Here is a 23,703-nt window from a genome sequence, read left to right on the forward strand (position 1 = left end):
AGGTTGGGCAGCGGCCAGCTTCAGTCCGGCCAGTTCCCCGCACGCACCAGCCCCGCCACCAGCGCGGCAATGTTCCACGCGTCGTCCACGCCCCGGTGGTGGCGGCCCTCCAGGGGGAGCCCCGCGTGGGCCAGGGCCTGCGCCATGCCGGGCCGCTTGTTCAGGCGGTGGGCCCCCGTGAAGACCTTCTTGGCATTGGTGTGCCGGCCACTGAACGGATACGGCACGTCCGCTGCCGCGCACTGCGCCTGGAACTGCTTGCGGTCGTAGTCACCCCAGCTGGCCCAGGGGCGCGAATCGGCGTGGAAGTCCCGGCGCAGCACGGCGCAGGCGTCCTGAAAGCTCAGGCCATTCGCCACGTCCTGCGCGCGCAGGCCCGTGAGTTCCGTGCAGAAGGTGCTGACCTCCGAGCGCTCCGGGCGCACGAGGAGGGCGCGGCGCTCCGTGCGGTCCAGGGTGGAGAGGTCCAGCACGCACAGGCCAATTTCGATGATCTCGCTCACCTGTCCGGGGGGCGGCGGTCCATCCCAGCAGGTGGCTTCCACATCCACGACGTTCAGGAACACGGCAGCTCGCCCACGCGCACAGCCACCACCCAGTCGCTGACGGCGCGGCGCGTCTCTTCCGGCACAGCCGCTGGCAGGTGGGTGGTGGTCTGGGCGTCCTCCAGGCGGGCCAGCAGCCGGGCGTGCTGCGTGCGGTAGAAAGGCAGGTCGCCGGGCAGCGGCTCGGCCTCGTGCCCCTGCCGTTTCAGGGCCAGCAGATCGGTCAGGAAAGGCAGCCGGGCCCCGGCGTTCAGCACCTCCAGATTGGCCTGGATCTCACCCATTCGCATCAGGTGCAGGCCCGTCAACACGGTGCGAAAGGCGTACAGCAGCGGTTTGACGCGCGGCACGCTTTCCTTTTCCAGCAGGGTCCACTGGTTGGCACTGAAGCCCAGGTAGTGGTGCGCGTGGTGCCGGGTGAGCACGCCCGGGGCCAGCGCCACCAGCGCCGCGTGGGCGGGCGAGGTGTGCACCACCAGCGGCGAGAGCAGCTGTTCCAGGACGTAGCCGTTGCGCTTCAGGAGCAGCGCCGCGAACTTGTGCGCGTCGTGCGTGACCAGATCAAGTTCGATCTGAGGGCCGTCAGGCGCCATCTCTGTATCGTCGAGTGCAGGGTCACTGAACAGCTCGACGGTCTGAGACTTCACGGTGAGCCCCAGCACCTCGCGCAGGCCCAGCACATGCGCGCCGCGCAGGTCCCAGTCGCTGTTCTTGCTGGGAAAGCCGTACAGGTGCGCGCCGCTGACGGTGGCGAAGACCAGCGGCCAGGGATGGTCGGCCACGGCGGCGGCCAGCTGGGGTGGAACGTTCAGAGCGTCCATGTTTCATCCTCCAGGCTGCGCAGAATCACCTCGTGGGCCTCGGTCACCTCGGGAAAGTCCAGGGCGCGCAGCTGCCCGGCCAGCACGGCGGTGGGCACCGGTTCGGGGCGGGCGTGGTTGCGGGCGGCGGCCACAGCGGGCGGCGTCCAGGCCACCACAATCCGGGTCAGGGCGCCGTAATCGCGGCCCAGGCCCAGCACCTGCGCGCGGCCACTGCGGCGCAGGCTGGTGGCGTCCCAGATCACGTGGGCCCCCCGGCGCAGCCCGGCGCGCAGGGCTGCGCGGGCGGCCTGCATCACCTGACCACTGACCCAGGTGTCGTGCTTCGCGCTGTGACGGCCCCCGCCGATCCGGGCACGCAGGGCGTCCAGGCTCACCACCTCGGTGTCCCCGCCGCTGGCGGCGTACTCGGCGGCCAGGGTGGATTTGCCGCTGCCACTGGGCCCGCACAGCACCGTCAGTTGGGGGAAGCCCTGCCGGGCCGCGTCCTGCACCCGGGCGGCGGCTTCGTGGGGGGTATGAATCCGGCCCGCTGCCCAGTCCTGCAGGCCGCGCCCCACGGCCAGCGCCAGCAGATCCGGGCTGGCGCCGGGCAGCAGGTCGGCCACCTCGGCGCGGAAGGCGGCGAAGGGGTCGCCCCCTGCCCACACCCCCAGCTCCCGGGCGGCCAGTTCGAGCAGGTCGGCCGTTTCTTCTCCGCGCGCCGCGTCGCCGCTCAGGACCACGCGGCCCCGGGCATCGGCGCGGGCCAGCCGGGTCAGCGCGGGCAGGGCGGGCACCCCGCGCGCCCAGTCGCCGTCCAGCGCGCGGTGCAGGCTGTGGTGCTCGGCCACCAGGGCCAGGACTCTAAGCAGCAGCCCCCGACTCACTCCTGCGTCCAGCAACCGGAAGGCCAGTTCATCCCGGCCGCGCCGGGCGTGGCCCGGCGAACGCAGACGCGCCTCGCCCATCTCGTCGGGTTCCTCGCGCGTGGTGTGCGCCTTGCCCAGATCGTGCAGGGCAGCGGCCAGCAGCAGTGCGGCCCGGGCCTCGCCGCGCAGGCCCGCCTCATCGGCCAGGGTGTGGGCGTGCGCCACCACCAGGGCGCTGTGGGCGGCCACGGACCCCTCGGCGTGCCACTGGGGGTCCTGTGGAATCCCGGGCAGGCGCGCCAGCAACGGCACAAAGGGCGTGAAGGCCGCGCCTATGGTCTCAAAGGTCAGGGGCTGGCCCTCGGCCAGCAGGGCCAGCACCGTGGGAACAGTGGGGGCGTTCATGGAGTGCCCAGCGCGCGCTGAAAGGCCTGCAGCACCGGCTGACCTGCCTGGCGGTCATACACCGCAAACGTCACGTGCTCAAACACGCCCGCCGCCTCGGTGGCCAGCAGTTCGCGGAAGAGGGCGGCCACAGTCACCGGGTTGTTCAGGAACACGCCGCAGCCCCAGGCACCCAGCACCAGATGGGTTTGCCCGGTCTGGGCGGCGGCGCCCAGCACCCGTGCGGCGCGGCGGCGCAGCACACCCGCAACCTCAGCGCGGCGCTCGGGCTCGCCCACCGCCACGGCCCCGGCGTTGGGGGCGGGCGCCGTCAGCACGTTGACTGTGACCGGGTGGGGCAACAGAGCACTCTCGTCGTCGCGGAACACGGGCACCTGCGGGCTGTAGATCAGATGATCGGTATACAGGGCGGACCCCTCCTCGCGGTTGGCCGCGTAATAGCCCCAGACCTGCGGCGCGGTCAGGGACAGGTGAAGCGCACTGCAGCGGCACAGGTCCTCTTCCTGAGACAGGCTCCCCTTCAGAAAGCCGCCGCCCGGCTTCAGGGCCGAGGCGAAATTCAGCGCCAGAACTTCGGCGCCGTGGGCCCGCAGGCGCCGGGCCGCCGCAAAGGTCGTTTCGGGGGTGACCTCAGTGCGGGTGACGCAGCGGCCCTGGGTCGCCCGCAGGGCCTTCAGCAGGGCTGGTCCGTCGGCCGGGGTCAGCAGCCGGGTGCCGTCCAGCATGGGGCGCAGATCCGGCAGGGGCACCTGCGCCCCGCCGGCCGGATACCAGCCCTGCCGCAAAAATTTCAGTGTCTCCTGCGCCAGCTGCACACGCGCCGCATGGGTGGTCATGGCTGCTCCTTCAGGCCGTTGGCCTCCACGGGTTTGCTCAGCCAGTGGGCGCCGGTCTGCACGTGGCCCCGGCGCACCCATTTGGCCACGCGGCGCCCAAACTCGGCGTAGGGAATCTCGCCGGTCACGCGCACCACGTAACCTTCCATCTGCTCCGGGTTCACGTGCAGGGCGCGCAGGGCGGCCTCGTCCCAGGGGCCCCGGTACAGCTCACGCGGGGTGGGCAGCGCCAGCCGCCGGGCCCAGGCCCGCACCTCGTCCCACGGGCGCGAGACGTTGTGCTCGTCCCACACGGAAAACAGGTAGAAGTAGCCGTCCAGATCGGCATAGCGCAGGCTGTGCACGGCGTACACGTTCTCGCCGCACAGGCGCCAGCCCGGCGGAATCTCGTGGCCAATGCGGCCCCGCTCGGCCTTCACCCAGGTGCGCGAGGGGTGCGGGCGGGTGTCCAGGCTGCGCGCGTGCAGGTCGTCCCGGTAGAGGCTGGTGTTCGATCCGATGTGTTGGATCTTAAAATGATCACAGTGGCAATTTTCGCGTGTATAACGAGGAAAATATTATACAGGACTGAGTTTGTGTTCATCAGGTCATAGGACGACACCCACAGGAGGCAGTCGGCTTCAGGGCAGTCCCGCGGCGAGTACCCTCCGACTCAAGCCGAACATTCCAGAACCGCTGGCGGAGAGTGCAGATTTCAGACGGTTCGTAGCAGTAAAGTGAAATCGGGATAGCCCAGCAGCACTATCTAATTCGCGCGTTCTACAGCTCAGGTCAATCCCTAAGCGGGGCCATTTAGCTCAGGAGTAAGCCTTCAATGAATAAAGAGGATTATGAAATCTTGGTTAGACTCACTGGCCCACAGGGTTTCAGCTCAGAAACTCCGAAACTCCTTGAATCATTCTCAAGAAGTTTCGGGTGGCGACCAAGTTATCGAATTGATGACCCCGCCTCTGCTTCTTTTGTAAATGCACATGTGATGATGGAGCATGGACTGCAAGACGCTGCGGTGATTTCGTTTTTGAGAGGGTCCAGATTTTCTGACCTCTCAATGGAGAATGTTAAATATCTCGCAACAGTTTCATATAACAACCTCGTCGATTGGAATATCATCGTTCAAAACGATGAGATAAACATAATTTATAACAGAAGTACTAGACTATTCCCAGAAACGAGGCTACTAAATATAGATAATTTTGAAGCTCTAAAATATGATCACTTTTTACGTGCAATTTCAAAGCGTCCAAATCCAAATATATCAGCTTTAGATGATGCATTAATAGAGAGGATATCTTTCTGGAAAAGAAATATCAGCTTGAAGATGGGAAGAGTTGTAGATAATCGAGTTTTGTCAAATTTTTTCAATACAATATTTTTTATACGTTCAGTTGAAGATTATAGGCGAGCCAACGGAATGGCAGTAGAAAGTAATTTGCTTGAAAAGGCTGCATCATCTGTGTCTACTGGATCAACAGTTAAAGACGTCTTTATGGCAGCCATTGCCAAACTCCAGGGAATCACCGCGCCCGATTACCTTTACGACGAAACTTTGTTATCGGATCTCGATGCATTTCCCATAATGGATGCTCTAGAACTATTTAAAGACTTCTATGGGAACAAACTTTATAAATATGACTTTTCCCTTATTGGCAAGCACGCCTTGGGGAAAATATACGAGAAGTATGTTGCCAATTTGAGAGTAATTGAGACAAAAATGCCTACATTATTCCCCATGCCTCCAACTGAAGTGGCAAACAGGGAACTTGGCGCAGTTTATACCCCTCAATACATTGCTAATTTCTTTAGTAGAGTTCTTATTGACTCACATGCCCCATCCGACCTACCAGGATTGGTAACCGTCGATCATGCATGTGGATCCGGAATATTTCCCAGAAGCTTTTTAGAGAACGCTAATTACACGTTTAACTCTCTTTCGAATGGACTTACGCCCATCGCTTTTGAGAATAGTTGGGCAATAGACATTGATTACAGCGCAACTCAAGCTACACGCTTATCTTTAGCACTTCTACACTTATCGATTAATGGGTCGTTTCCACCAACATTGAACGTCATCAATGAAGATGCCTTGGATATTCTGAATAAGATGCCAGACCTTAGAGATACATTTGACGCCGTAATGTCAAATCCTCCTTACATTCCAGTAGAGGAACTCGGCACTGAGGAGAAGGATAAGGTTGTTTCTGCATTAGATAATTTTTATGGTGGACGTCAGGAAAGCTACCTAGCGTTTATGAATATCGCACTGCGCCTGCTGAAGCCGGGTGGTCAGGCATTTTTTGTTGTTCCTCATGCATTCCTTTTAAATGAAAATGCGAACTTGTTAAGGAATCATATTTCCGAAGATTTCACAATTCGATATTTGATCGATTTAACAAAGATCAAAGTTTTTGAAAATGTGAGTACTTATGTTATCTTGCTCATTATTCAGAAGGCTAAGCCGACCGTCGAGCACTCACTAATCTATGCCCAGGTTAGGGACTTTCCTGGTCATGCATTAGAGGCAATTTTAGATGGTTTTGAGATCACCGACCCGAATTATTCAATATACAGAGTGCTGCAAAACCAATTCAAAAACTCACAATGGAAGCCAATACCCAGCAGTCTCTACGTTATACAAGCCAAAATTGAGCAGAACTCCCCCTTGAAAAATCATATCACACCCAAGCAGGGGTTTAATACTGGCGACGATGAAGTCTTCATTAGACTAGAAAAGGCTGTTCCTGCATCAGAACGCGTACTTTACATGAAATATATGCCAGATAAAAAAATTACCCGTTTCGTACTTCCTGAATCCACTGGAGAACTAGTTTTTTACCCCTATCTGGATGAAAAGGAAATAACATTCGATTCTGTTTCGAAATATAAAAACACGTATTTGCATTTAAGCGCGCAACGAGAAAATCGGCTTCAAAAATCTAGGGTCAATGAATCCAATTGGTGGAAGCCCGAACGTCCACGGCAGCCTAAAGATATACGAGTGCCAAAGATCGTCGCACCACACTTGCTCCTTAGTCCGCGATTCGCATTGGATCTGTCTGGTGAATACGCTGTCAAACGATCTATCTACTTCATAATTAAAGATAGAAAAAAATTTGATCACGAGCAAGAGGTCCGGTTGCTAAAGTTCTATTGCGGCATTATGAATAGCGAAGTATTCATGTGGCAACTAGAGAGAAACTCCCAAAAATATGGCAGTGGCTATTCTCTGATTGAGCAAAAGACTCTGACGGATGTATATGTTCCCAATATAGACAATTCGGACGTAATTTTGGTTGATTCTATGATCAAAGAAATTGATCAGGTAATCGCCACGGGCAAGGAAAGTTGGGATAATCGAAGAAATATAGATCAGCTGGCCCTTTTGCTATATGGTCTGAGCTCTGGTGATCTTGATACCTTACGGGGCCCTAGTGCCTATTAAAATCGATTATTCAGACATTCCTAGCAGACAAGGAGGTATTGCCACCTTACTCGAGCCTATAGTCGGAAGGGCTGCAATGCGCATCGAACAGCCTAGGAATGTCGGGGAAAATACGTTTGTGTTTGCTGCTCGCGACCATGATTTTGACAACAATATCAAATTTAGCGATTGGAGACTATCAACAAAGTTTGACAGTATAAAACTCCTATATTATGAATTATGGAAGGAGGATCCAAAATCTGCTGGGGACTACTATTTAACACAAAAGTATCTACACCTGTATACTTCATTAGGCACATTAATAGAGAGCAAGGAATTTTTGGCATTGCATTCGGATCCAGATGAGTTAGAAACTGAATGCTATGATTATATTCACAAGGTTGGACCACATATTCATTTCAAGACTGCGGGCTATCCGGTATCTAAATTTCACATTTCGCTTTTTTTGGGAAGGTTCGCTGAAGTCAATCAATCCGTCGAAAGCCTAGACTTGGCCTTTCGACACGTCTTAGAAATGATCGAAGAACAGCTGCAGCGATTCTCGTCAGATTCCTGGCAATTAAATTGATTCGCGTTCTGTAAGATAATCCCGCCCCATTACACGTATATATCCTGATTTCTGGCGAGACGTGCCGATAGCCAAAGTTCTGGCGAGCCCACGCATAAGCGTAGGCATGCGTGTCTTCCACTAATCTCGTGAACACTTGCACGCCACGTACATCCGCCGTCCAGCTTCTCGGTCACCACGACCTCGCGGCCGCTGAAGCCGCAGAGATCAGGAATGCGGCGGTCGTCGTTCTGCAGCCCGGGTGACCAGGGCAGGTGGAGGGTAGAAGGGTATTTGATTCGCATAGGGCATCACTGCCGGGCAGGCTAGCGGGCGAGCGGCCCTGGGCACATCGGCCATGTCCCGGGGCGCGGCACGTGCTTTTGGCCTACCAGTCCAGCGCCGCCCGCCGCGCGGCCACCAGCCACGCTTCCACCGCTTCAACATCCGGGTGGTCGGGCAGGGCGGTGTGGGCGGCGGCGCGCCCGAAATCGCGCTGCAACTCTTCCCGCCAGCGTTCGGCCTCGGCCCAGGGCAGCTCGCCCGTTTTCACCGCCAGCAGCGCCGCGCGGTGCTGGCCCACGTCCACCAGCACCTCGCCCGTGCGCAGGGCGTGCGCCCCGCTGATCAGCAGCCGCAGCAGATGAACCGCGTGCTTCAGGCGCACCTCGCCGTGCGTGCGCTGCTCATTGTCCAGGCGGCGAAACTGCGCGCGCACGTATTCGCCGTAGGTCTGCGCGATGCGGCGGCTCAGAAATGCGCCCCGGATGTCCAGCAGCGCCTGCGCCACCGGCGTGACCAGCACCGGCAGCGGTGAGCCCAGCACCTCCAGCACGTTGGGGTTGGCCTTCAGGGCCAGCAGCACGAACTTTCTGGCCTCCCAGTACACGGCCTCGGCGCCGGGGGCTGCGAATTCCAGCTGTGGCGGCACCTCGCCCAGGCCCCAGTGGCGCCGCGCGGGCGGCAGATAAAAGCCGCGCAGGTCCGTGTCGGAGGCGTCGGTGCTGAGGCCAAAGGCCCGGCTGCCCATCACACAGGCGTACTGCACATAGGGCCGCAGGTCGTGGGGGGCCAGGGGGGGAAGGTCGGTCCCGGTCACCTTCAGATGCACGCGGTTGACGTTCAGCACGCGCCCGGCAAAGTTCACGCCATACACGCTGCCGTCCCGGGGCGAGGCCACGATCACGCCAGCCGTGCCCGCTGGCAGGCCGCCCTGGGGCGCGTGCAGGGACACAGCGGTGCCGGGGGGCAGGGGGCGGGACATGGAGAACAGGGTAAAGGGCGGCGCCCGCGCGGGCATCGGCCAATTCGCGCACAGGCAGCCAGCCTCACCTGTCCCCTGAGCGCAGCCCCAACCCCACTTCCGTGAGCCGGTCGGTGGCCGACATGGCGCGCGCCCTGGCGTTTTCCCGCACGCAGGGCCGGCCCATGCCAGTGGCCAGCGTGTGCCGGGCGGGTGGGGCTGGCCCTGGACCCAGCACTCTGTCACGGTAGCCGACCCGGACGGCACCGCCGTGGACGTGTTCGCATGGTGCAGCTCCCCCACGCCCTATCCTCTGTGCCATGACCGGACTGCTCTGGCTGGCCCTGGACGGGGTGGGCCACCCCCTGGACGCCCCGCCGGATTCGGTGTGGGATCAGGCGCTGCCCACCCTGCGCCCGCTGGTGGACGCGGGCCCGGCGCTGGACGCGGCGCTGGGCGTGCCAGGGCTGCCGCAGTCGGGCACCGGGCAGACCTGCTGGCTGACCGGCCAGAACGCCGTGGCCCACATGGGCGAGCATTTTGGGCCGCACCCCGGGCCCACCCTGCAGGCGCTGCTGCGGGGGGCCTCGCTGCCCGTGCGGCTGACCCGGGCGGGCGGCCGGGCGGCCCTGGTCAACCACTACCACCCGGCCTATCTGCAGCCCGGCCAGGGGGGACGCAACCGCCTGGGCTGCTTTCCCTTCGCGTTTCAGGCGGCGGGGCTGGCGCTCAACCCGCCGGGGGTGCCATTGCTGGGCGCCACGCTGGGGCTGGACTTTGCGCCGCCCTGGACCGAACGGGGTGCGCTGGACGAGGTCACGCGCCAGGGCGAGGCGCTGGGCCGGGTCACCGCCGACTTTGACCTGCTGAGTGCCGACCTGTGGTTCAGCGACCTGCTGGGCCACCAGGGTGGACCCGCTGCGGCCCCCGAGGCCCGGCAGGCGGGCCGGGCCTACCTGCGCCGGGTGGACGCCCTCCTGGCCGGGGCGCTGCAGGTGGGCGCACGGGTGGTTGTGAGCAGCGACCACGGCAATCTGGAAGACCTGCGCACCAAAGCCCACACCACCGCGCGGGTGCCCTGGGTCACGCCACACGCTGCGGCCACCGAGGCGCACACCATCGTGGAGGCCGGCCAGGAGCTGGCCGCATGGCTGGGCGTGAACCCCTGAAGTTATCCACAGGTTTATCCACAAGTGCTGTGGACAAGGGGAGCAGAAGCTTTGATTTCCGCCCACCACAAATGGGGCTTGGGCCGCCCCGACACGCTGTTTTTAGACAGACGCCGTGTGCGTTCCACAGGTTCCAAAGTTATCCACAGGCCCGCGTTTCACTGTGGATAACTGGCTGCCGTGGCCGCCCGCGCCGTCTGCACAAAACGCAGCACGGCATCCCGGTTCTTGACTCCCGGGCGAAGTTCCAGGTGGCTCACGGCGTCCACGCCAGCGGGTGCCAGCACCTGCATGGCCTGCGCCACATTGTCTGGTCCCAGGCCACCAGCCAGCCATGCCCCGGGGGGAAATGCGGGCCGCAGGGCAGCCCAGTCCAGCGCGTGCCCGCTGCCGGGTGCCGGCGCATCCAGCATCAGGGTCACGGCGGGGTGGTCCTTCCACACGGCTGCCTCGGCCAGATCGGCCGGGCGCAACACGCGCAGAACGGGATAATACGCGGCCACCTGCTCAACGTAAAGACTTGACAAAGGGCCGTGCAGTTGCACGCTGCTCATCCGCGCCGATTCCGAGAGCCGTAGCACCTCGTCCAGGCCCTGATCCATAAAGACGCCCACCCGCGCCACGCTGGGGCCCACGCTCAGTCCAGCGTCCCGGGCCACCGCCGCGGTCACGCGCCGCCGACTGACCGGCGCGAAGATAAACCCCAGCGCGTCGGCACCGGCCTCGGCAGACAGCACGGCGTCGGGCACGCTGGTGGTCCCGCACACCTTCACCCGGATCATTCGCTTTCGCTTCGGGGGCCTTCCAGGGCCGCCACCCGGTCTTCCAGCGCCCGCACCTGCCGGGTCAGGGCCAGCAGCAGCAGCGCGTAGTGGTCATAGAGCTTGGGGCGCTCCATCCGCGTTTCGCCCGCCAACCAGTCGGCCAGCAGGCCCTCGGCGGCCTGCAGCACCTCGGCGTCGGGAACCTCGCGGTAGGAACGGGTGCCCAGGATCTCGCGCGCAAAATTCAGTTCGCGGTCACTCATGGCCTCATTCTGGGGCCGCGCCGCCATCACCGCCTCGTGATGGGCTTCGGTCCACAGCCACACCCGGGAGAAGGCGGCACCCAGGCTGCGGCCCAGTGGAGGCGTACGGGACTCCTCTGAGGCCAAAGCCTCTTGGGCAGCGCGCAGGGGTGCTGTTCTATTGCCGGAGTCCCCTCTTGCCCTTGTTCGCTCTGCTCACCCATCACCTGCGGCTCACCTGAGTTGCGCATGGGGTGGCGCTGCCGTTCGTGGCCACCGAACAGATGCCCGGGGGCAGCCGTGAGCCCATGCCGCTGGACGACTGTATTGCCCAGACCTTCAGCCTCCTGCAGACACAGCGAGGAACTCCGCAGGGTGGACCGGGCGCTGCCCCCACGCCCTGGTCAGCGGCACCCACGACGCGGCGGTTCGCGGCCTGAACGCCCGGCAGGGCGCTCCAGCTGACCCGGCCGCAAGCCAGCTGGCAGATGTGAGCCGGCGCGGGGCCATGCCACGCTGAGTCGCCATGACCGCCCACCCGGCTCCTCTCCACCAGCCCACGCGGCGCCAGACCACGCTGCACCTGCTTCTGACCCATGGCGGCGTCGCCGCGCACCACACCCTGACCGTGCACACCCCCACGTACTACGGCCAGCATGTGCTGGACGCGGCCCGCGCAGCCGGACTGGACGGCTGGCTGGGGCGCCGCCTGGCCTTTAGCCCGCAGGGCACGGCGGGCGGGGTCACACGCGCGGAGTGTGTCTGGCACCTGCACAGCGCGGCGCCGCTGGGCCCCGCAGCAGCGCCGGACGAGGCCCCAGCCCGGGCTATAGGCTGGCGGCAGGCCGCCCTGAGCCTGCCTCCACCCACGCCCTGGTTCCATCGGTCCTGGCGCGCCCTGGCCCTGGAGTGGCTGGACACCGAACTGGCCGCCCAGGGCCTGAGCCGCACCGGCGGGCCGGAGGTGCTCAAGCACTGGCAGATCAGCCTGCTGTGGCGCGTGCCGACCACGGGCGGGCAGGTGTACTTCAAGGCCGCGCCCGAATTTTTTGCCCGCGAGGTGCACCTGACCCCGGTTCTGGCGCGTGAACTGGTGGGGGCCGCGCCCGGGGTGCTGGCCGCCGATACAGCGCGCGGGTTTCTGCTGCTGGCCGATGCTGGCGAGACAGGCACCGACGACCTGGAGGGCCTGATGCGCCATCTGGCGGCGGTGCAGCGCGCCAGCAGGCCGCTGCTGCCCAGGCTGGCGCTGCGGGACCGGGGCCCGGGATACCTGCGCCGCTGGTGGCCCCGCCTGCTGGGCGACGAGGTGCTGCTGGTGGGCCAACCCGGGGGCCTGACCCCTGCCGAAGCGGCCGCGCTGCGGGGCCGCCACACCGAACTGGACGCGGCCCTGGCCCGGCTGGCCGCCAGTTCGCTGCCCCCCACGCTGGGCCACGGCGACCTGCACAGCGGAAACGTGGCCACGCAGGGGGGCGCGTTCACCCTGCTGGACTGGTCGGATGCGTGCTGCACCCATCCCTTCCTGGACGCCCAGCCTGCCTCGCTGGCCCCGGACGCCACGCCCGGGGCCCTGGCCGCCGCCCGCGACGCTTACCTGGCTGCCTGGACCGACTGCGCGCCACTGGACGAACTGCGCGCCCTGCACAGCGACGCCGCGCTGGCCGGAGAACTGCTGCGCGCCCTGGGCTATGTGGACGGCATTCAGGGCGCAGTGGCCGACAAAACCGAGTGGCACGGCGTTCATCTGGACCACCTGCGCCGCCTGCTGCCCGGCACGCCGTCCTGAGACGAACGGCTGCCCTCCACACCCTGGCCCTGGTGCGGGGTGTGCCCCGCCGCGCCTGGAGGGGCCCCCAGCTCCTCTGCCCACGCTGCTGCGCCGCTTTGCACGTCCGTCTGGACCTGAATCCCTGTTGCCCAGGGTGGGGTTAGCGCTGGCGTCCGAGTGGCGCCGCTGTCAGCCGCTTCCCTCGTTCTCTTGCCACCACAGCAAGCGGGGCGCCCTGCTTCCCGGGGCGCCCCTGCCTTCAATCCTGCTCAGCGCGATACGGTGCAGGTGCCCAGACTGGTGCCCTTGTCGCTGGAGTTCTTGTGGCTGCTGGCGTCGCCGCGCACCAGGGCGCCGCTCAGGCCGCTGCGGTCGGCGCGGCACACCAGGAAGCTCTTGTCGGCGCGCTGCACGATTACGGTGATCTCGTCGTCGGAATAGTCCATCAGGCCCGTGCCGCGCTCGCTGCCCCGGATCGCCACCGCGTCATAGATGCCGTCCTCGTCACGCTCGCCCAGGGTCAGGGCGTAGGTACCGGCCTGTCCAAAATTCACGGTCCATTTCTGGCCCTGCGCCAGGGTGGGCGGCCAGCTCAGGCCGCTGGGCGCCGGAGCGGGGCTGGGGGTGCCGGTCCCCAGACTCACGGTGCAACTGCCCAGACTGGTGCCCTTGTCGCTGGAATTCTTGTGGCTGGTGGCGTCGCCGCGCAGCGAAGCGCCGCTCAGCCCACTGCGTTCAGCGCTGCACACCAGGAAACTCTTGTCGCTGCGCTGCACGATGATCAGCAGCACACCGTCGGCGTACTCCATCAGGGCGCTGCCCTGCTCGCTGCCGCGCGCCGCCGTGCCCTCAAAGCCGCCCTCGTCGTCCGGCGCGGTCAGGGTAACGGTGTAGGTGCCGCTCTGCCCAAAGCCCACGCTCCACTTCTGCCCCGCGTTCAGGCTGGGAGGCCAGCTCAGGCCGCTGGGAGCGGGGGCCGGGCTGGGCGGGGTGGCCTGGGCCCCGGCCCGCAGGCTCACGGTGCAGTCGCCGCTGCGCGTGCCGTCGGAATCGGTGTCTTTGAACGAGTACGCCTTGCCGGTCCAGCTGCTGGCACCCAGGCCCTCGGGCAGCACCACGCAGCTCAGGTACGCCTTGCCGTCGGGCGTCCACTCCACCCACACCTCGTCGTCGTCTTCCTCGTAATACAGGTAGGCGGTCTGGGTCTGCGCGCCGTTTCTGGCCGTGCCCTTCAGGCCGCCGTCTTTCAGGGGGTCGGTCAGGTTCAGGGTCCAGGTACCGGCGCCCGCGCTGCCCGTCACGCGCACGGTCCCGCTCACGCTGTTCTGCCCCGAGGTCAGGGCGGGGGGCCACTGGCGGCCCTGCTCCTGGGGCGTGTTCACGTTGGCCTGGGGCCCGGGCAGCGCGCCGCCCTTTTTCACCACAAAGGCGGGCACGTTGGGCGTAACCAGCCCCCAGGCCAGCGCCAGCGGCCGCATAAACGAGGTGCGCGAGTTGTTGTTCCCCGCAATCCCGGCCGTATGCACCCCGATCAGCGCGCCCTGATCATTGAAGGCGCCGCCACCCGAGTTACCAGGGCCGGTCTGGGCGTCGTGCTTGAGCCACTGGCGCCCGCTGCTTTCCAGGTCCTCGCCGGTAAAACCGCCCACCGAACCGCGCGAGAAGGTCAGCGTCATGCCGCCCGTACCCTGGAAGCCGAACACGAAGATGTCGTCGCCAATATTCATGGTGTTCGAGTCGCCCAGTTCCACGAAGGGCAGCTTCAGGCCAGATACCGCCTTCTTGTTCTTGTCCATCACGATCTGCACAATCGCGAGGTCAAGGTTGGGGTCAGCGGCCACCACCCTGCCCCAGTAGGTAAATTCCGGCTCGCGGTCCACAAAACGCACCGTGCGCACCTGCACCAGTGGCGCGATCAGGCGGTCATCCGCGTCGCCCACCACGTGATAGTTCGTGAGGATAAAGCCCTGCGGACTCACGATGGACCCGGAGCCCAGACCGCCCAGCAGCTTGCCGCTCTGGTCGGCGGGCAGCAGCATCACCGTGGCCTGAATGATGCGCTCGCGCACCTCCCTGGGGAGCGTTTGCGCGCCGCCCCAGGCCCACAGCAGGGTGAAGATCAACCACCCTAAAACCTTGAGGTTTCTCATGCTTTATTTAAGCGCGCGGTCAGTGGCGTGTCTAGGGTGCTTACGCGCTTTTGCCCATGAGGGAGGTCAGAAAACGGGGGGTGAATCTTCATCGTTGGTTGGGGGAGGGGGTGGGTGGTGGCAAGCGCCCTCATACGGACTGCCGCCTGTTCCGCTGACTCATCGGCTCTGTTCCGATGTCTGGGCGCCGCGCCCGGAGGGACGGGTCTCTCCGGCTCGCGCTGCAAAGCAGCGCTCCGAGTTCGTCTCATACGGATTCCGAAAAATTCCGTAACGTGTTCCGGAATTTTTTCGACTGGAGGGACTCGAAGAGCTGCGCAGCAGAGAAGGAACAAATGCGGATTTCCAGGAATTGGGCTGGAACAGCGCCGGAGGCGGGGAACATCCCCCTTCTTCCCGGATGGTACGGAAATGGACGGCAGTCCGTATCAGGCACCTGCCGGCACCGCCGCCTCCTCAAAGGTACGCATCTCGCGCAGGGTGGCCGCCGCGCCCAGCAGCAGGGGGGCCGCCAGCACTCCGCCCGTGCCTTCACCCAGGCGCAGCCCCAGACTGAACAGCGGTTTCAAGCCCAGGTGCGCCAGCTGCGCGCCGTGCCCGGCCTCGGCACACTGCCCGGCCGCGAACAGAAAATCACGCAGGGCCGGGGCCAGGGCCACCCCAATCAGCGCCGCGCTGCCCTCCACGAAGCCGTCCAGCACCACGGCGCGGCGCAGGGCCGCAGCCTGCAGCATCATCCCCAGCATGGCGGCAATTTCGTAGCCGCCGAACTCGGCCAGCACCGTCAGCGGGTCGGCCGCGTCGCTGCGGGCCAGAGCCGTGCGAATGACCGCCACCTTGTGGGCCAGCCGCTCATCGTCCACGCCGGTGCCGCGCCCGGTCACGGCCTGTGGGTCCAGCTCCAGCAGCCGCGCGGTCAAGGCCGCAGCGGGCGTGGTGTTGCCAATGCCCATCTCGCCGGGCACCAGCAGGTCCGCGCCGTCCTCTATGGCCCGGCGTGCCAGCGCAGCCCCGGCCAGCACCAGCGCGGCCGTTTCCTGCGGGGTCATGGCGGCCTCGCGGCTCAGGTCGCGGGTGCCCTGTCGACGGGCGGCGCGGTGCAGGGCCGGGTGGACGGGCAATTCGGCGTTCACCCCCGCGTCCATCACGTACACCCGCGCGCCCACGCTGCGGGCCAGGGCGTTCACCGCCGCGCCGCCTGGGCCGTGTGGCGTGTCGGCCAGGAAGTTGGCCACCATAGCGGGCGTCACCTCCGGCGGATAGGCGCTCACGCCCTGCGCCGCCACCCCGTGGTCCCCGGCCGCCACCAGCACCGCCACGCCGCGCGGGTGGGGACGCTCGGTCCCGAATACGCCTGCCAGCCGGATGGACAGCGCTTCCAGTTCGCCCAGGGCCCCGGGCGGCTTGGTCAGCTGCGCCTGCCGGGCCCGGGCCCGGCCCATGGCGGCCTGGTCGGCCGGGTGCACCGCCTGAATGAGGGCGTCAAGGTCGGCCGGCAGGTCAGCAGTCATCGGGGGTTACTGTGGCATACGGGGGGCACCGGCCTTTGAGCCATGGGCCATGCGCTCTGAGCCGTGGGGAGGGACTGGCCTCAGGGTGGGGGGAGCAGCCGCGTCAGCCACCAGTCTCCGCCGCTGCGCTGCAGGGTGGCCACGGTGCCGGGCGGCGCGGCGGCGGCGCGCAGGCCCACGGTCAGGCGCAGCAGCCCCCACAGGGGGCCGGCGTGGGTAAAGGCCACGGCCTCGCCGGCCGGGGGCAGGGTAGTCAGCCACGCCGCCAGGCGCGCGTGAAAGGCCGCGCCCGTCTCGCCGCCGGGGGGGCCGCCGGGCGAGTGGGGATCGGCCAGGGCGTCTGTCCAGCGGCGGGGGGCCTCGCCGTGGGCAGCTTCCAGCTGCGCCCAGGTGTGCCCGGCCATCACGCCGAATGTGGCTTCGGCCAGGGCCGGGGTGGGCAGGGCCCCCGGAAAACCCGCCAGGGCCGCCGTCTGCCGGGCCCGGCGGGCCGGGGAAGTGAAGGCCAGGGCCGCCAGAGGCAGGTGCAGGGTGCGGGCCAGCGCCTCGCCCGCCGGGCTCAGGGGCGCGTCCTCGTGGGCGTGGGGATAACGCCGTTCCCCGTTGGGCGCGGTGGGCGCGTGGCGCACCAGATGCAGGGTCAGCACCGCGCCCACGGCCCTAGCGGCCCCAGGCGTAGGCGCCCAGCGCCAGCAGTTCGGCCACCACCACCAGCAGGCCGTACACGTCGCCGCTGAGGCCGCCGCCCAGGCGCCGCGCGGCAAAGGCCGCTGCCAGCAGCACGCCCGCCAGGGCCACCAGCCACGCCACCCAGGCGCCGGGCAGCAGCAGTGTGGGGGCCGCCAGCGCCAGCGCCGCCCAGATGCGGCCCTCGCGGGAGCGGGCGCCCAGACTCTCGGCGCGGGCGGCCGGGTAACTGTTCATGGGCAGCAGCAGCAGCGCCCGCGCACTCACAGCCGCCACCACCGGCGCGTAGGCCGGGATGGGCGCCGAGAGCAGGCTCCACAGCAGCAGCAGGGCCAGGGCGCCGGTGGCCAGCCCAAAGGCGCCCACATGCACGTCGCGCAGAATCTCCAGGCGCTGCGCCGGGGACTTCACGGCGAACAGGGCGTCGGCGCTGTCCACCAGTCCGTCAAAGTGCAGCATGCCGGTCAGCAGCAGCCAGAGCCCCACGCCCAGCGCCCCCACCACCCCGGCGGGCAGCGGCGGCCCCCACCACAGCAGCAGCGCCGCCGCGCCGCCCACCACGTAGCCGGCCAGCGGGTAGTAGGCGCTGGCCCGGGCAAAGTCGCCCTCGTCCACCCGGGTCACGTGCGGCAGTGGCAGGGTGGTCAGGAAGGTCAGGGCCAGATGCAGCGCGCGCCGCTGCTGTGTCAGGCGGCCCGGGAGGCTCACCGCCCGGCCCCCGGCCACGCCACATGAATCTGCGCCGCCACCGCCAGGGCCAGGGTCAGGGTGTGGTCCTGCGCCCAGACGGTCAGGGTGCCCAGCGCCGTGTCCATACCGTCCACCCGCACCGGGGCGCCGGGGGTCAGGCCTGCGGCCATCAGGGCGCGCAGCTGCGCAGCGTCGTCATCGGGAATGCGGGCCACCACCGCGTGGTCGCCGGGGGCCAGCTGCGACAGGCGCCGCTGCGGCTGCGCCGGCAACTCGCCGTCCACGGTGGGAATGGGGTCGCCGTGGGGATCGTGGGTGGGGTCGCCCAGCCACGCGGCAATCCGGGCTTCCAGGCGCTCCGAGAGGGCGTGTTCCAGCCGCTCGGCTTCCTCGTGCACCTCGTCCAGCGGCACGCCCAGCGCGCGGTGCAGAAACAGTTCCAGCAGGCGGTGGTGGCGCAGCACTTCCAGCGCCACGCGCTCGCCCTCGGCGGTCAGCTGCGCGCCCTGGTACGGGGCGTGCGAGACCAGGCCCTGTTCGGCCAGCTTGCGCAGCATGCCCGTCACACTGGCCGGGGCCACTTCCAGCGCGGTGGCCAGCGCCTGGGTGTTCACCTTTCCGGTCTGCCCCAGCACATACAGATGTTTCAGGTAATCCTCCGCAGAGCGGGAGAGGGGGCGGCCGGTCATGGGGCCCAGTGTAGCGGGGGGGCAGGTGGGGCGCGGCCCAGGGCCACCGGTCCCCGCCGCGCCCTGGTCCTTCTTTAGGGGGATTTCCGCGCGCCCTTCTCCCCGTACGGTGATCCGTGTATGGCCAGTCTGCGCCCAGGACCCCGTGCCCGGCTGGGGGCCCTGTTTGTCCTGTGTGTGCTGGTGCTCCTGTGTGCGCTGGCAGCCGGGCTCGCGTGGCCCCGGCCGCCCAGCCCGGCCTTGTGGTCCGATCCCCGCACCTGGGGAGGCCACGTGCCGGTGGCGGGGCAGGCGGTCACCATTGCACCGGGAAAAAGCGTTCTGCTGGACCTCAGTCCGCCGCCTCTGGGTTTTCTGAACATTCAGGGAGAACTGCTGGTGCGGGACGAACCGGGGGCCGGCACGCTGACCCTGCAGGCCGCCAGCATTCAGGTGGGGGGGCGGTGGCAGGTGGGCGAGCCGGACCGCCCGCTGCGGCGCCGGTTTCAGGTGACGCTGGGCTCGGGGCAGCGCGTGACGGCGCCGGACAATGGGCTGGTCACGGTGCCCGCCGGGGGTTCCCTGGAACTGTGGGGAACCCTCCCCAGCCGCTGGACCCGGCTGAGCCGCTCGGCCCTGGCCGGCAGCCGCACCCTGCACCTGGCCAGTCCGGTCAACTGGAAGGTGGGCGATGTGCTGGCGCTGGCCCCCACCGGCTTTGATCTTCAGGAGGCCGAACGGGTCCAGATCGCGGCTCGCTCACCGGATGGCCGGGAGCTGACCCTGCGGGCGCCCCTGCGGCACACCCACTTTGGACAGGTGACCGAGGGCGTGGACGAACGGGCCGAGGTGGGGGTCCTGACCCGCACCATCGCGTTTACCAGCGTGGCCGAGGCTCGCCGGGCCCGGCTGGGCGGCGGCCTCATGGTGCTGGCGGGCGGCACCCTGAAGGCCAGCGGCGCGGCGTTCAGCGGTCTGGGCCGCGCGGGCCAGAAGGGCTTTTACCCGGTTCACTTTCACCGCGCCGGGCGGCAGACCCAGTCCTTTGTCGCTGACTCCAGTTTCCACGACACCTTCAACCGGTGCCTGAGCCTGCACGGCACCCAGGACACGCGTCTGGAAGGAAACGTGACCTTCAATGCCGTGGGACACTGCTTTTTTCTGGAAGACGGCACCGAAACGGGCAACAGACTGCTGGGCAATCTGGCGGTTCAGACGCGCGGCGCCGCGCCCAGAGACGCGATTTTAGAGACCGATGTCTTTGCAGCCGCGTACTGGATCACCAACCCCGACAACGTCCTGAGGGGCAATGTGGCCGCCGGGGCCGAGCATTCGGGCTTCTGGTACTCGCTGCCGCCCCAGCTGCAGGGCGACGGCGTGACCCCGGAAGAACAGCAGACCATTCGGCCCCGGCGCACGAATCTGGGGGAATTCCGGGACAACGTGGCCCACTCCACCGGGCACACCGGCCTGTTCGTGGACAACCTGAAAAACCCGCCGGGCGTGCTGGAAGCGCCCAACTACAGCCCCCCGCAGCGGGCCGATTTTCAGGGCCTGACCGCCTACAAAAACCGCCGGCGCGGCGCGTGGTTGCGCGGCACCAATCTGCGCCTCAGCGGGGTGCGGCTGGCCGACAACGCCATCGGGGTGACCTTTGCGGCGGCCGACACCGAACTGGTCGGCGGCGTGGTGGTGGGCGAAAGCCAGAACCGGACTGGCCCCCCCAAACCGCAGGAGCCCCACTTTCCTCTGAGGGGCTTTGAGTTCTATGACGGCCCGGTCACCGTTCAGGACATTCACTTTGCTCAGTTCGTCTCCACCCCCACGCGGCCTGCGGGGGCGCTGGGGGCCCTGCAATACAGTCCTTTCTTCTTTCACCCGGCCAGCCAGGCCGCGCAGCTCCGGTTCTCCAACGCGCAGCCCGTCTACCTGGCCCCCAGGGCGCTGCCAGCTCCCGAGGACGCTGGAGCCGACGGCTACCGGAGCGCCGCTTTTCTGGATGTGGACGGCTCTGTGACTGGTCAGGCAGGAACCTCGGTCTTGCTGGACACCCCCTTTCTGACCAACACCCGCGCCTGTCAGGCCCGGCCGGCGTGGGGCGCGGTCAGCTGCGCCGGTTCACCTGTCAGCCTGTTCGTGCTGAATCTGGACGCGCAGCCCGGGCCCTTTGGACCGCTCACGCTGCGCCGGGAGGACGGCGCCCCCATGACCCTCCGGGGCAATCCCCGCCAGGGCCCCAACCGCTCCTTTCAGACCAATCTGTGGGCCAACCACACCTACCGCCTGACGCCCGCCCGCTGGCCACGCCATCTGCGGCTGGCCGCCCACCACCTCAGCGGATCAGACGACCTGAGGCTGACCCTGGCCACCCGCAAACCAGCCCGCATGACCCTGACCCCAGGCAGCACGGCCAGCTGGAGCGGCGGCCACCTGTACCTCCGGCTGAAATCGAGGCCCGTGGGTACCCCCACCTCGGCGGTGGTGGACCTGTGGTTCTGACCGGCCGGGCCCGCTTCCTGGTTACCACCCTGGCCGCCCTTCTGCTGATGCTCACCCTGACCCAGGCCACCCGGCCGCCTGCCCCGGTGCCGGGCGCGCTGGACCTGTCGGGCACGGCCGCGCAGGAGCGGCTGCACCTGCCCCAGGCCGCTTCGGTGCGTCTGCGCAGCAACGGTTTTGTCCACATGGCGTCTCTCGCCGTGACCCTGAACCGCAAGACCGGGCCCCAGACAGACCGACAGGCCCTGGCCATTCAGGCCGTGAACGCGGCGTACCGGGCCTTTCCAGGGCTGGCCGGGGTGGACGTGGCCGTCTTCGACGCGGGCAAGTACCTGGGCTTCGCGTCCCGCACCTCACCGCCCCTGCTGACCCTGTCGGTGCCGGCCGGGGACCGGCGGACCTTTGCCCGCGCGCTGAAAGCAGGCACCTACCCGCGTGTGTGGCCAGGGGCTCCGTCGGCGGTCATGCCTCCCCAGGCACCCGCCCCTGTCATCTCGCTGCTGCGGCCCGTGTGGCGCGGCCCTGCGGGGCAGCAGGCCGTTGCCCTGACCTTTGATGACGCCCCCCACCCGCTCTACACGCCGCTGCTGCTGGACCTTCTGCGCCGGTATGACGTGCCCGCCACCTTCTTTGTCATTGGCCAGAATGCAGAGCGCTACCCCTATTTCGTGCAGGACATGGTCCGGGCCGGTCATCAGGTGGGCAACCACACGTATTCCCACGCGCCCCTCACCCCGCTCAACGAGGCCGAGGTGCGCTCAGAACTGGCACGGACCTCCCGGCTGCTCAGGCGCCTCACTGGCCAGGACATCACCGTCTTCCGGCCGCCCGGCGGTGGCCTGAGCCAGACCGTCCTGCGGGCCGCCGCCGCCAATCAGCTCCGAACCGTCATGTGGAGCCACGACGCGGCCGACTATCTGAACCCAGACGCCCAGGGGCTGGAGGCGGCGTTTGCAGGGACCCTGCACCCCGGGCAAATCACGCTGCTGCACGACAAGGTCGAGAGCACGGTGAGCGCCCTGCCGGCCATGATTCAGGAGGCACGGGCCCGGCAGTACGTGTTCAAGACAGTGGACGGCCTGCTGAATCCTGAGCCCGCGCGGAGGCTCGTGGGCCAGCAGCCTGGAGCGGCAACTCCTTAACGCCAGATTCGCGCCACCTTTTTCCAGGGCGCCCCAATGGCCGGAGGGAACTTTTGCGGCCCTTGTCCCCTCTAACATTCGAGGTGCCCTTGAATGACCCCTATGCCCCCCTGCCGGACACCGAACTGGTGCGCCTCGCCCTGCGCGACGAGGCCGCCTTTGAGGCCCTGGTGAGGCGCCACGCGGCGGGGGTGCACCGCCTGGCGGCGAGCATGGTGGGGCCGGGCGCCGCCGACGACGTGGTGCAGGAGGTGTTTATCAGCCTTCACCGGTCCCTGAAGACCTTCCGGGGCGAAGCCAAATTCAGCACCTGGCTGCACCGCGTGACCCTGAATGCCTGCTACGGCGCCCTGAAGGCCCGGACCACCGTGCCCCTGAGTCAGGAGCCCGAGCCGCGCGCTCCGCACAGCCCGGTGCACCGCAGCGAGCAGGCGCAGGTGCGCGAACGCCTGGCCGCCGCCCTGAACCAGTTGCCGCGAGACCAGCGCGAGGCGATTGCCCTGCGCGAACTGTCGGGCCTGGACTACGCCGAGATTGCCCAGATCACGGGCGCCGAACTGGGCACCGTGAAAAGCCGCATTGCCCGCGCCCGCGCCGCCCTGCGCGCGTGGCTGACCAACGCTGGAGTCACCCCATGACCATGCCCGGTAACCAAGTGCCTGATAACCCAGTGGCCGACGACCTGGACACGCTGCTGACGCAGGCCCGCACCCTGTCGCCCGACGACGAGGGCGCCGCCGAGCGGTTTCTGGCCCGCTTCCGTGCGGCGCCCCGCCCGGCCCCGAAGCGCGCCGCGTGGTGGCCGACCCTGCTGGCCTCGGCCGCCGTCGTGGTGGGGCTGCTGGCCCTGCGCCCGGCCCCCGCCCTGCCTGCCAGCGCCGCCTACGACGCCTACCAGAGTGCCTGGGGAGAGGGCTGGTGAGGCCTGCAACCACGTGGGCGCTGGTCCTGCTGACCCTGCTGGGGGGCGTGGCCCACGCCGCCGACCCCACTGCTGATATGAGTGAGGTGCTGAGCGCCCTGAAACGCGCCCGCACCCTGGCCGCCCGTGGGCAGGTTGAGGTCACCGTGCTGTTTCCGCCGCGCGAGGTGCCCACCCGCCGCGCCGCCGCCCTGCCCGTGCTGACGGTGCGCCCGGCCCTGCTGCAGAAGAACTTTTCTGTTACGCGCGTCGGCCCCGAGACCGTCGCAGGCCGCGCGGCCACCGTGTTCGACCTGACCCCGAAAGCAGGCCAGGCCGCCCGCTGGCGCCTGTGGGTGGACACGGTCTGGAATGTTCCCCTGGCTTTTGAGGAACGGAGCGTGAACGGCGACCTGGCCCGCCGGGCCGTCTTCACCAGGGTGAACGCCGCCCCCGCCCGCCAGACCCTGACCCTGCCGCCGCTGCCGGCAGGCCTGAACGGGGCGCTGGCCCGCGCGCTCCCTGGCCTGCGCCTGCCGCCTGGCTTTGTGCCGTCGGGCGTCCAGGCCCGCCCCGCCGGCCGCGAGGTCACGCTGACCGACGGCCTGAACACCCTGACCCTGGTGGTGTCGGCCAGGAACGTGAGGGCGGCGCCGGGGGTGGCCTCGCGGCGGGTGGGGGGCGTGTTCGTGTGGCTGGTGGGCAACCTGCCGCAAAATAACCTCACGACCGCCCTGTCTGGCATCCGCAGCGCCGACGAGACCCCGCTGGGAACTTTTCAGGCCCCCGCGCCCTCTAATCCATAAATCCCCCCTGCTTTCA

Annotated in this window: 22 protein-coding genes; 9 read left to right on the forward strand and 13 right to left on the reverse strand. The window is 66.7% G+C overall.

Annotation, left to right across the window (positions count from 1 at the left end):
• Positions 1–20: 20 nt before the first annotated feature.
• From C8263_RS06300 to C8263_RS06320, 5 genes are read right to left on the reverse strand one after another with little or no spacing between them, the layout of a single operon-like run.
• Entirely contained in the window at positions 21–566 is a 546-nt protein-coding gene (locus C8263_RS06300) for a 3'-5' exonuclease (RefSeq protein WP_107137255.1), read from the reverse strand.
• On the reverse strand, positions 557–1,366 hold the full coding sequence (locus C8263_RS06305) for a nucleotidyltransferase domain-containing protein (RefSeq protein WP_107137256.1): 810 nt from the start codon (positions 1,364–1,366) through the stop codon (positions 557–559). Before C8263_RS06305 ends, C8263_RS06300 begins: the two co-directional genes overlap by 10 nt.
• Positions 1,354–2,622, reverse strand: a complete 1,269-nt coding sequence (locus tag C8263_RS06310) for an AAA family ATPase (protein WP_107137257.1) — start codon at positions 2,620–2,622, stop codon at positions 1,354–1,356. The genes C8263_RS06305 and C8263_RS06310 overlap by 13 nt, the downstream gene beginning before the upstream one ends.
• Positions 2,619–3,458, reverse strand: coding sequence for a TIGR02452 family protein (locus C8263_RS06315; RefSeq protein ID WP_107137258.1), 840 nt, complete (start codon positions 3,456–3,458; stop codon positions 2,619–2,621). The genes C8263_RS06310 and C8263_RS06315 overlap by 4 nt, the downstream gene beginning before the upstream one ends.
• Positions 3,455–3,967, reverse strand: a complete 513-nt coding sequence (locus tag C8263_RS06320; protein WP_107137259.1) for an RNA ligase family protein — start codon at positions 3,965–3,967, stop codon at positions 3,455–3,457. The genes C8263_RS06315 and C8263_RS06320 overlap by 4 nt, the downstream gene beginning before the upstream one ends.
• 305 nt (positions 3,968–4,272) lie before the next feature.
• On the opposite strand from C8263_RS06320, the gene C8263_RS06325 reads away from it, so the two are divergent.
• Together C8263_RS06325 and C8263_RS18865 are read left to right on the forward strand one after the other, a co-directional pair.
• Positions 4,273–6,897 carry an HsdM family class I SAM-dependent methyltransferase gene (locus C8263_RS06325; protein ID WP_107137318.1) on the forward strand — a complete coding sequence of 875 codons (2,625 nt, stop codon included), beginning with the start codon at positions 4,273–4,275 and terminating at the stop codon, positions 6,895–6,897.
• Complete coding sequence (locus tag C8263_RS18865; RefSeq protein ID WP_146160611.1) at positions 6,887–7,465, forward strand: hypothetical protein; 579 nt, start codon at positions 6,887–6,889, stop codon at positions 7,463–7,465. Before C8263_RS06325 ends, C8263_RS18865 begins: the two co-directional genes overlap by 11 nt.
• Before the next feature lie 367 nt (positions 7,466–7,832).
• Here the strand turns inward: C8263_RS18865 and C8263_RS06335 are convergent, their stop codons facing one another.
• Complete coding sequence (locus C8263_RS06335; RefSeq protein WP_107137319.1) at positions 7,833–8,708, reverse strand: nucleotidyltransferase domain-containing protein; 876 nt, start codon at positions 8,706–8,708, stop codon at positions 7,833–7,835.
• A gap of 299 nt (positions 8,709–9,007) precedes the next feature.
• On the opposite strand from C8263_RS06335, the gene C8263_RS06340 reads away from it, so the two are divergent.
• A complete protein-coding gene (locus tag C8263_RS06340; RefSeq protein ID WP_107137260.1) occupies positions 9,008–9,856 on the forward strand; it encodes a metalloenzyme domain protein in 849 nt (282 codons plus the stop codon).
• A 158-nt stretch (positions 9,857–10,014) separates the two neighbouring features.
• On the opposite strand, the gene C8263_RS06345 is transcribed toward C8263_RS06340, so the two are convergent.
• Both C8263_RS06345 and C8263_RS06350 read right to left on the reverse strand, forming a co-directional pair.
• Positions 10,015–10,638, reverse strand: coding sequence for a phosphoribosylanthranilate isomerase (locus C8263_RS06345; RefSeq protein ID WP_107137261.1), 624 nt, complete (start codon positions 10,636–10,638; stop codon positions 10,015–10,017).
• Entirely contained in the window at positions 10,635–10,883 is a 249-nt protein-coding gene (locus tag C8263_RS06350) for a hypothetical protein (protein ID WP_107137320.1), read from the reverse strand. The genes C8263_RS06345 and C8263_RS06350 overlap by 4 nt, the downstream gene beginning before the upstream one ends.
• Positions 10,884–11,388: 505 nt before the next feature.
• On the opposite strand from C8263_RS06350, the gene C8263_RS06355 reads away from it, so the two are divergent.
• The gene (locus tag C8263_RS06355; protein ID WP_107137262.1) at positions 11,389–12,651 is read left to right on the forward strand and encodes a phosphotransferase; all 1,263 of its coding nucleotides are present in this window, start codon (positions 11,389–11,391) and stop codon (positions 12,649–12,651) included.
• Positions 12,652–12,902: 251 nt separating this feature from the next.
• Here the strand turns inward: C8263_RS06355 and C8263_RS06360 are convergent, their stop codons facing one another.
• The 5 genes from C8263_RS06360 to C8263_RS06380 form a co-directional block, all read right to left on the reverse strand.
• Positions 12,903–14,783 carry a S1 family peptidase gene (locus C8263_RS06360; RefSeq protein WP_107137263.1) on the reverse strand — a complete coding sequence of 627 codons (1,881 nt, stop codon included), beginning with the start codon at positions 14,781–14,783 and terminating at the stop codon, positions 12,903–12,905.
• Between the two features lie 428 nt (positions 14,784–15,211).
• Positions 15,212–16,294, reverse strand: a complete 1,083-nt coding sequence (cobT, locus tag C8263_RS06365; RefSeq protein ID WP_107137264.1) for a nicotinate-nucleotide--dimethylbenzimidazole phosphoribosyltransferase — start codon at positions 16,292–16,294, stop codon at positions 15,212–15,214.
• Positions 16,295–16,374: 80 nt separating this feature from the next.
• The gene (locus C8263_RS06370; protein WP_233218676.1) at positions 16,375–16,950 is read right to left on the reverse strand and encodes a histidine phosphatase family protein; all 576 of its coding nucleotides are present in this window, start codon (positions 16,948–16,950) and stop codon (positions 16,375–16,377) included.
• A gap of 4 nt (positions 16,951–16,954) precedes the next feature.
• Positions 16,955–17,689, reverse strand: a complete 735-nt coding sequence (locus C8263_RS06375; RefSeq protein WP_233218677.1) for an adenosylcobinamide-GDP ribazoletransferase — start codon at positions 17,687–17,689, stop codon at positions 16,955–16,957.
• A complete protein-coding gene (locus C8263_RS06380; protein ID WP_107137265.1) occupies positions 17,686–18,360 on the reverse strand; it encodes a metal-dependent transcriptional regulator in 675 nt (224 codons plus the stop codon). Before C8263_RS06380 ends, C8263_RS06375 begins: the two co-directional genes overlap by 4 nt.
• A gap of 120 nt (positions 18,361–18,480) precedes the next feature.
• On the opposite strand from C8263_RS06380, the gene C8263_RS06385 reads away from it, so the two are divergent.
• The 5 genes from C8263_RS06385 to C8263_RS06405 all read left to right on the forward strand — a co-directional run bounded on the left by C8263_RS06385 (position 18,481) and on the right by C8263_RS06405 (position 23,687).
• Positions 18,481–20,838: a G8 domain-containing protein gene (locus C8263_RS06385; RefSeq protein ID WP_107137266.1), complete on the forward strand. Its 2,358-nt coding sequence runs from the start codon at positions 18,481–18,483 to the stop codon at positions 20,836–20,838.
• Positions 20,829–21,980 carry a polysaccharide deacetylase family protein gene (locus C8263_RS06390; RefSeq protein WP_146160612.1) on the forward strand — a complete coding sequence of 384 codons (1,152 nt, stop codon included), beginning with the start codon at positions 20,829–20,831 and terminating at the stop codon, positions 21,978–21,980. The genes C8263_RS06385 and C8263_RS06390 overlap by 10 nt, the downstream gene beginning before the upstream one ends.
• Positions 21,981–22,063: 83 nt before the next feature.
• Positions 22,064–22,618, forward strand: a complete 555-nt coding sequence (locus C8263_RS06395) for an RNA polymerase sigma factor (RefSeq protein WP_332888931.1) — start codon at positions 22,064–22,066, stop codon at positions 22,616–22,618.
• The gene (locus C8263_RS06400; protein ID WP_107137267.1) at positions 22,615–22,902 is read left to right on the forward strand and encodes a hypothetical protein; all 288 of its coding nucleotides are present in this window, start codon (positions 22,615–22,617) and stop codon (positions 22,900–22,902) included. The genes C8263_RS06395 and C8263_RS06400 overlap by 4 nt, the downstream gene beginning before the upstream one ends.
• Positions 22,899–23,687 (forward strand): sigma-E factor regulatory protein RseB domain-containing protein, encoded by a 789-nt coding sequence (locus C8263_RS06405; protein ID WP_233218679.1) that lies wholly within the window; start codon positions 22,899–22,901, stop codon positions 23,685–23,687. The genes C8263_RS06400 and C8263_RS06405 overlap by 4 nt, the downstream gene beginning before the upstream one ends.
• Positions 23,688–23,703 lie beyond the last annotated feature (16 nt).

Origin of the sequence: Deinococcus arcticus, assembly GCF_003028415.1 — a bacterium.
GTDB lineage: Bacteria > Deinococcota > Deinococci > Deinococcales > Deinococcaceae > Deinococcus > Deinococcus arcticus.

Excerpts from the sequence above, each read along its gene's own strand:
- C8263_RS06305 (WP_107137256.1), bottom strand. The coding sequence starts at position 1,366 with ATGGACGCTCTGAACGTTCCACCCCAGCTGGCCGCCGCCGTGGCCGAC.
- C8263_RS06310 (WP_107137257.1), bottom strand. The coding sequence starts at position 2,622 with ATGAACGCCCCCACTGTTCCCACGGTGCTGGCCCTGCTGGCCGAGGGC.
- C8263_RS06315 (WP_107137258.1), bottom strand. The coding sequence starts at position 3,458 with ATGACCACCCATGCGGCGCGTGTGCAGCTGGCGCAGGAGACACTGAAA.
- C8263_RS06325 (WP_107137318.1), top strand. The coding sequence starts at position 4,273 with ATGAATAAAGAGGATTATGAAATCTTGGTTAGACTCACTGGCCCACAG.
- C8263_RS06335 (WP_107137319.1), bottom strand. The coding sequence starts at position 8,708 with ATGTCCCGCCCCCTGCCCCCCGGCACCGCTGTGTCCCTGCACGCGCCC.
- C8263_RS06340 (WP_107137260.1), top strand. The coding sequence starts at position 9,008 with ATGACCGGACTGCTCTGGCTGGCCCTGGACGGGGTGGGCCACCCCCTG.
- C8263_RS06345 (WP_107137261.1), bottom strand. The coding sequence starts at position 10,638 with ATGATCCGGGTGAAGGTGTGCGGGACCACCAGCGTGCCCGACGCCGTG.
- C8263_RS06350 (WP_107137320.1), bottom strand. The coding sequence starts at position 10,883 with ATGAGTGACCGCGAACTGAATTTTGCGCGCGAGATCCTGGGCACCCGT.
- C8263_RS06355 (WP_107137262.1), top strand. The coding sequence starts at position 11,389 with ATGACCGCCCACCCGGCTCCTCTCCACCAGCCCACGCGGCGCCAGACC.
- C8263_RS06360 (WP_107137263.1), bottom strand. The coding sequence starts at position 14,783 with ATGAGAAACCTCAAGGTTTTAGGGTGGTTGATCTTCACCCTGCTGTGG.
- cobT (WP_107137264.1), bottom strand. The coding sequence starts at position 16,294 with ATGACTGCTGACCTGCCGGCCGACCTTGACGCCCTCATTCAGGCGGTG.
- C8263_RS06380 (WP_107137265.1), bottom strand. The coding sequence starts at position 18,360 with ATGACCGGCCGCCCCCTCTCCCGCTCTGCGGAGGATTACCTGAAACAT.
- C8263_RS06385 (WP_107137266.1), top strand. The coding sequence starts at position 18,481 with ATGGCCAGTCTGCGCCCAGGACCCCGTGCCCGGCTGGGGGCCCTGTTT.
- C8263_RS06400 (WP_107137267.1), top strand. The coding sequence starts at position 22,615 with ATGACCATGCCCGGTAACCAAGTGCCTGATAACCCAGTGGCCGACGAC.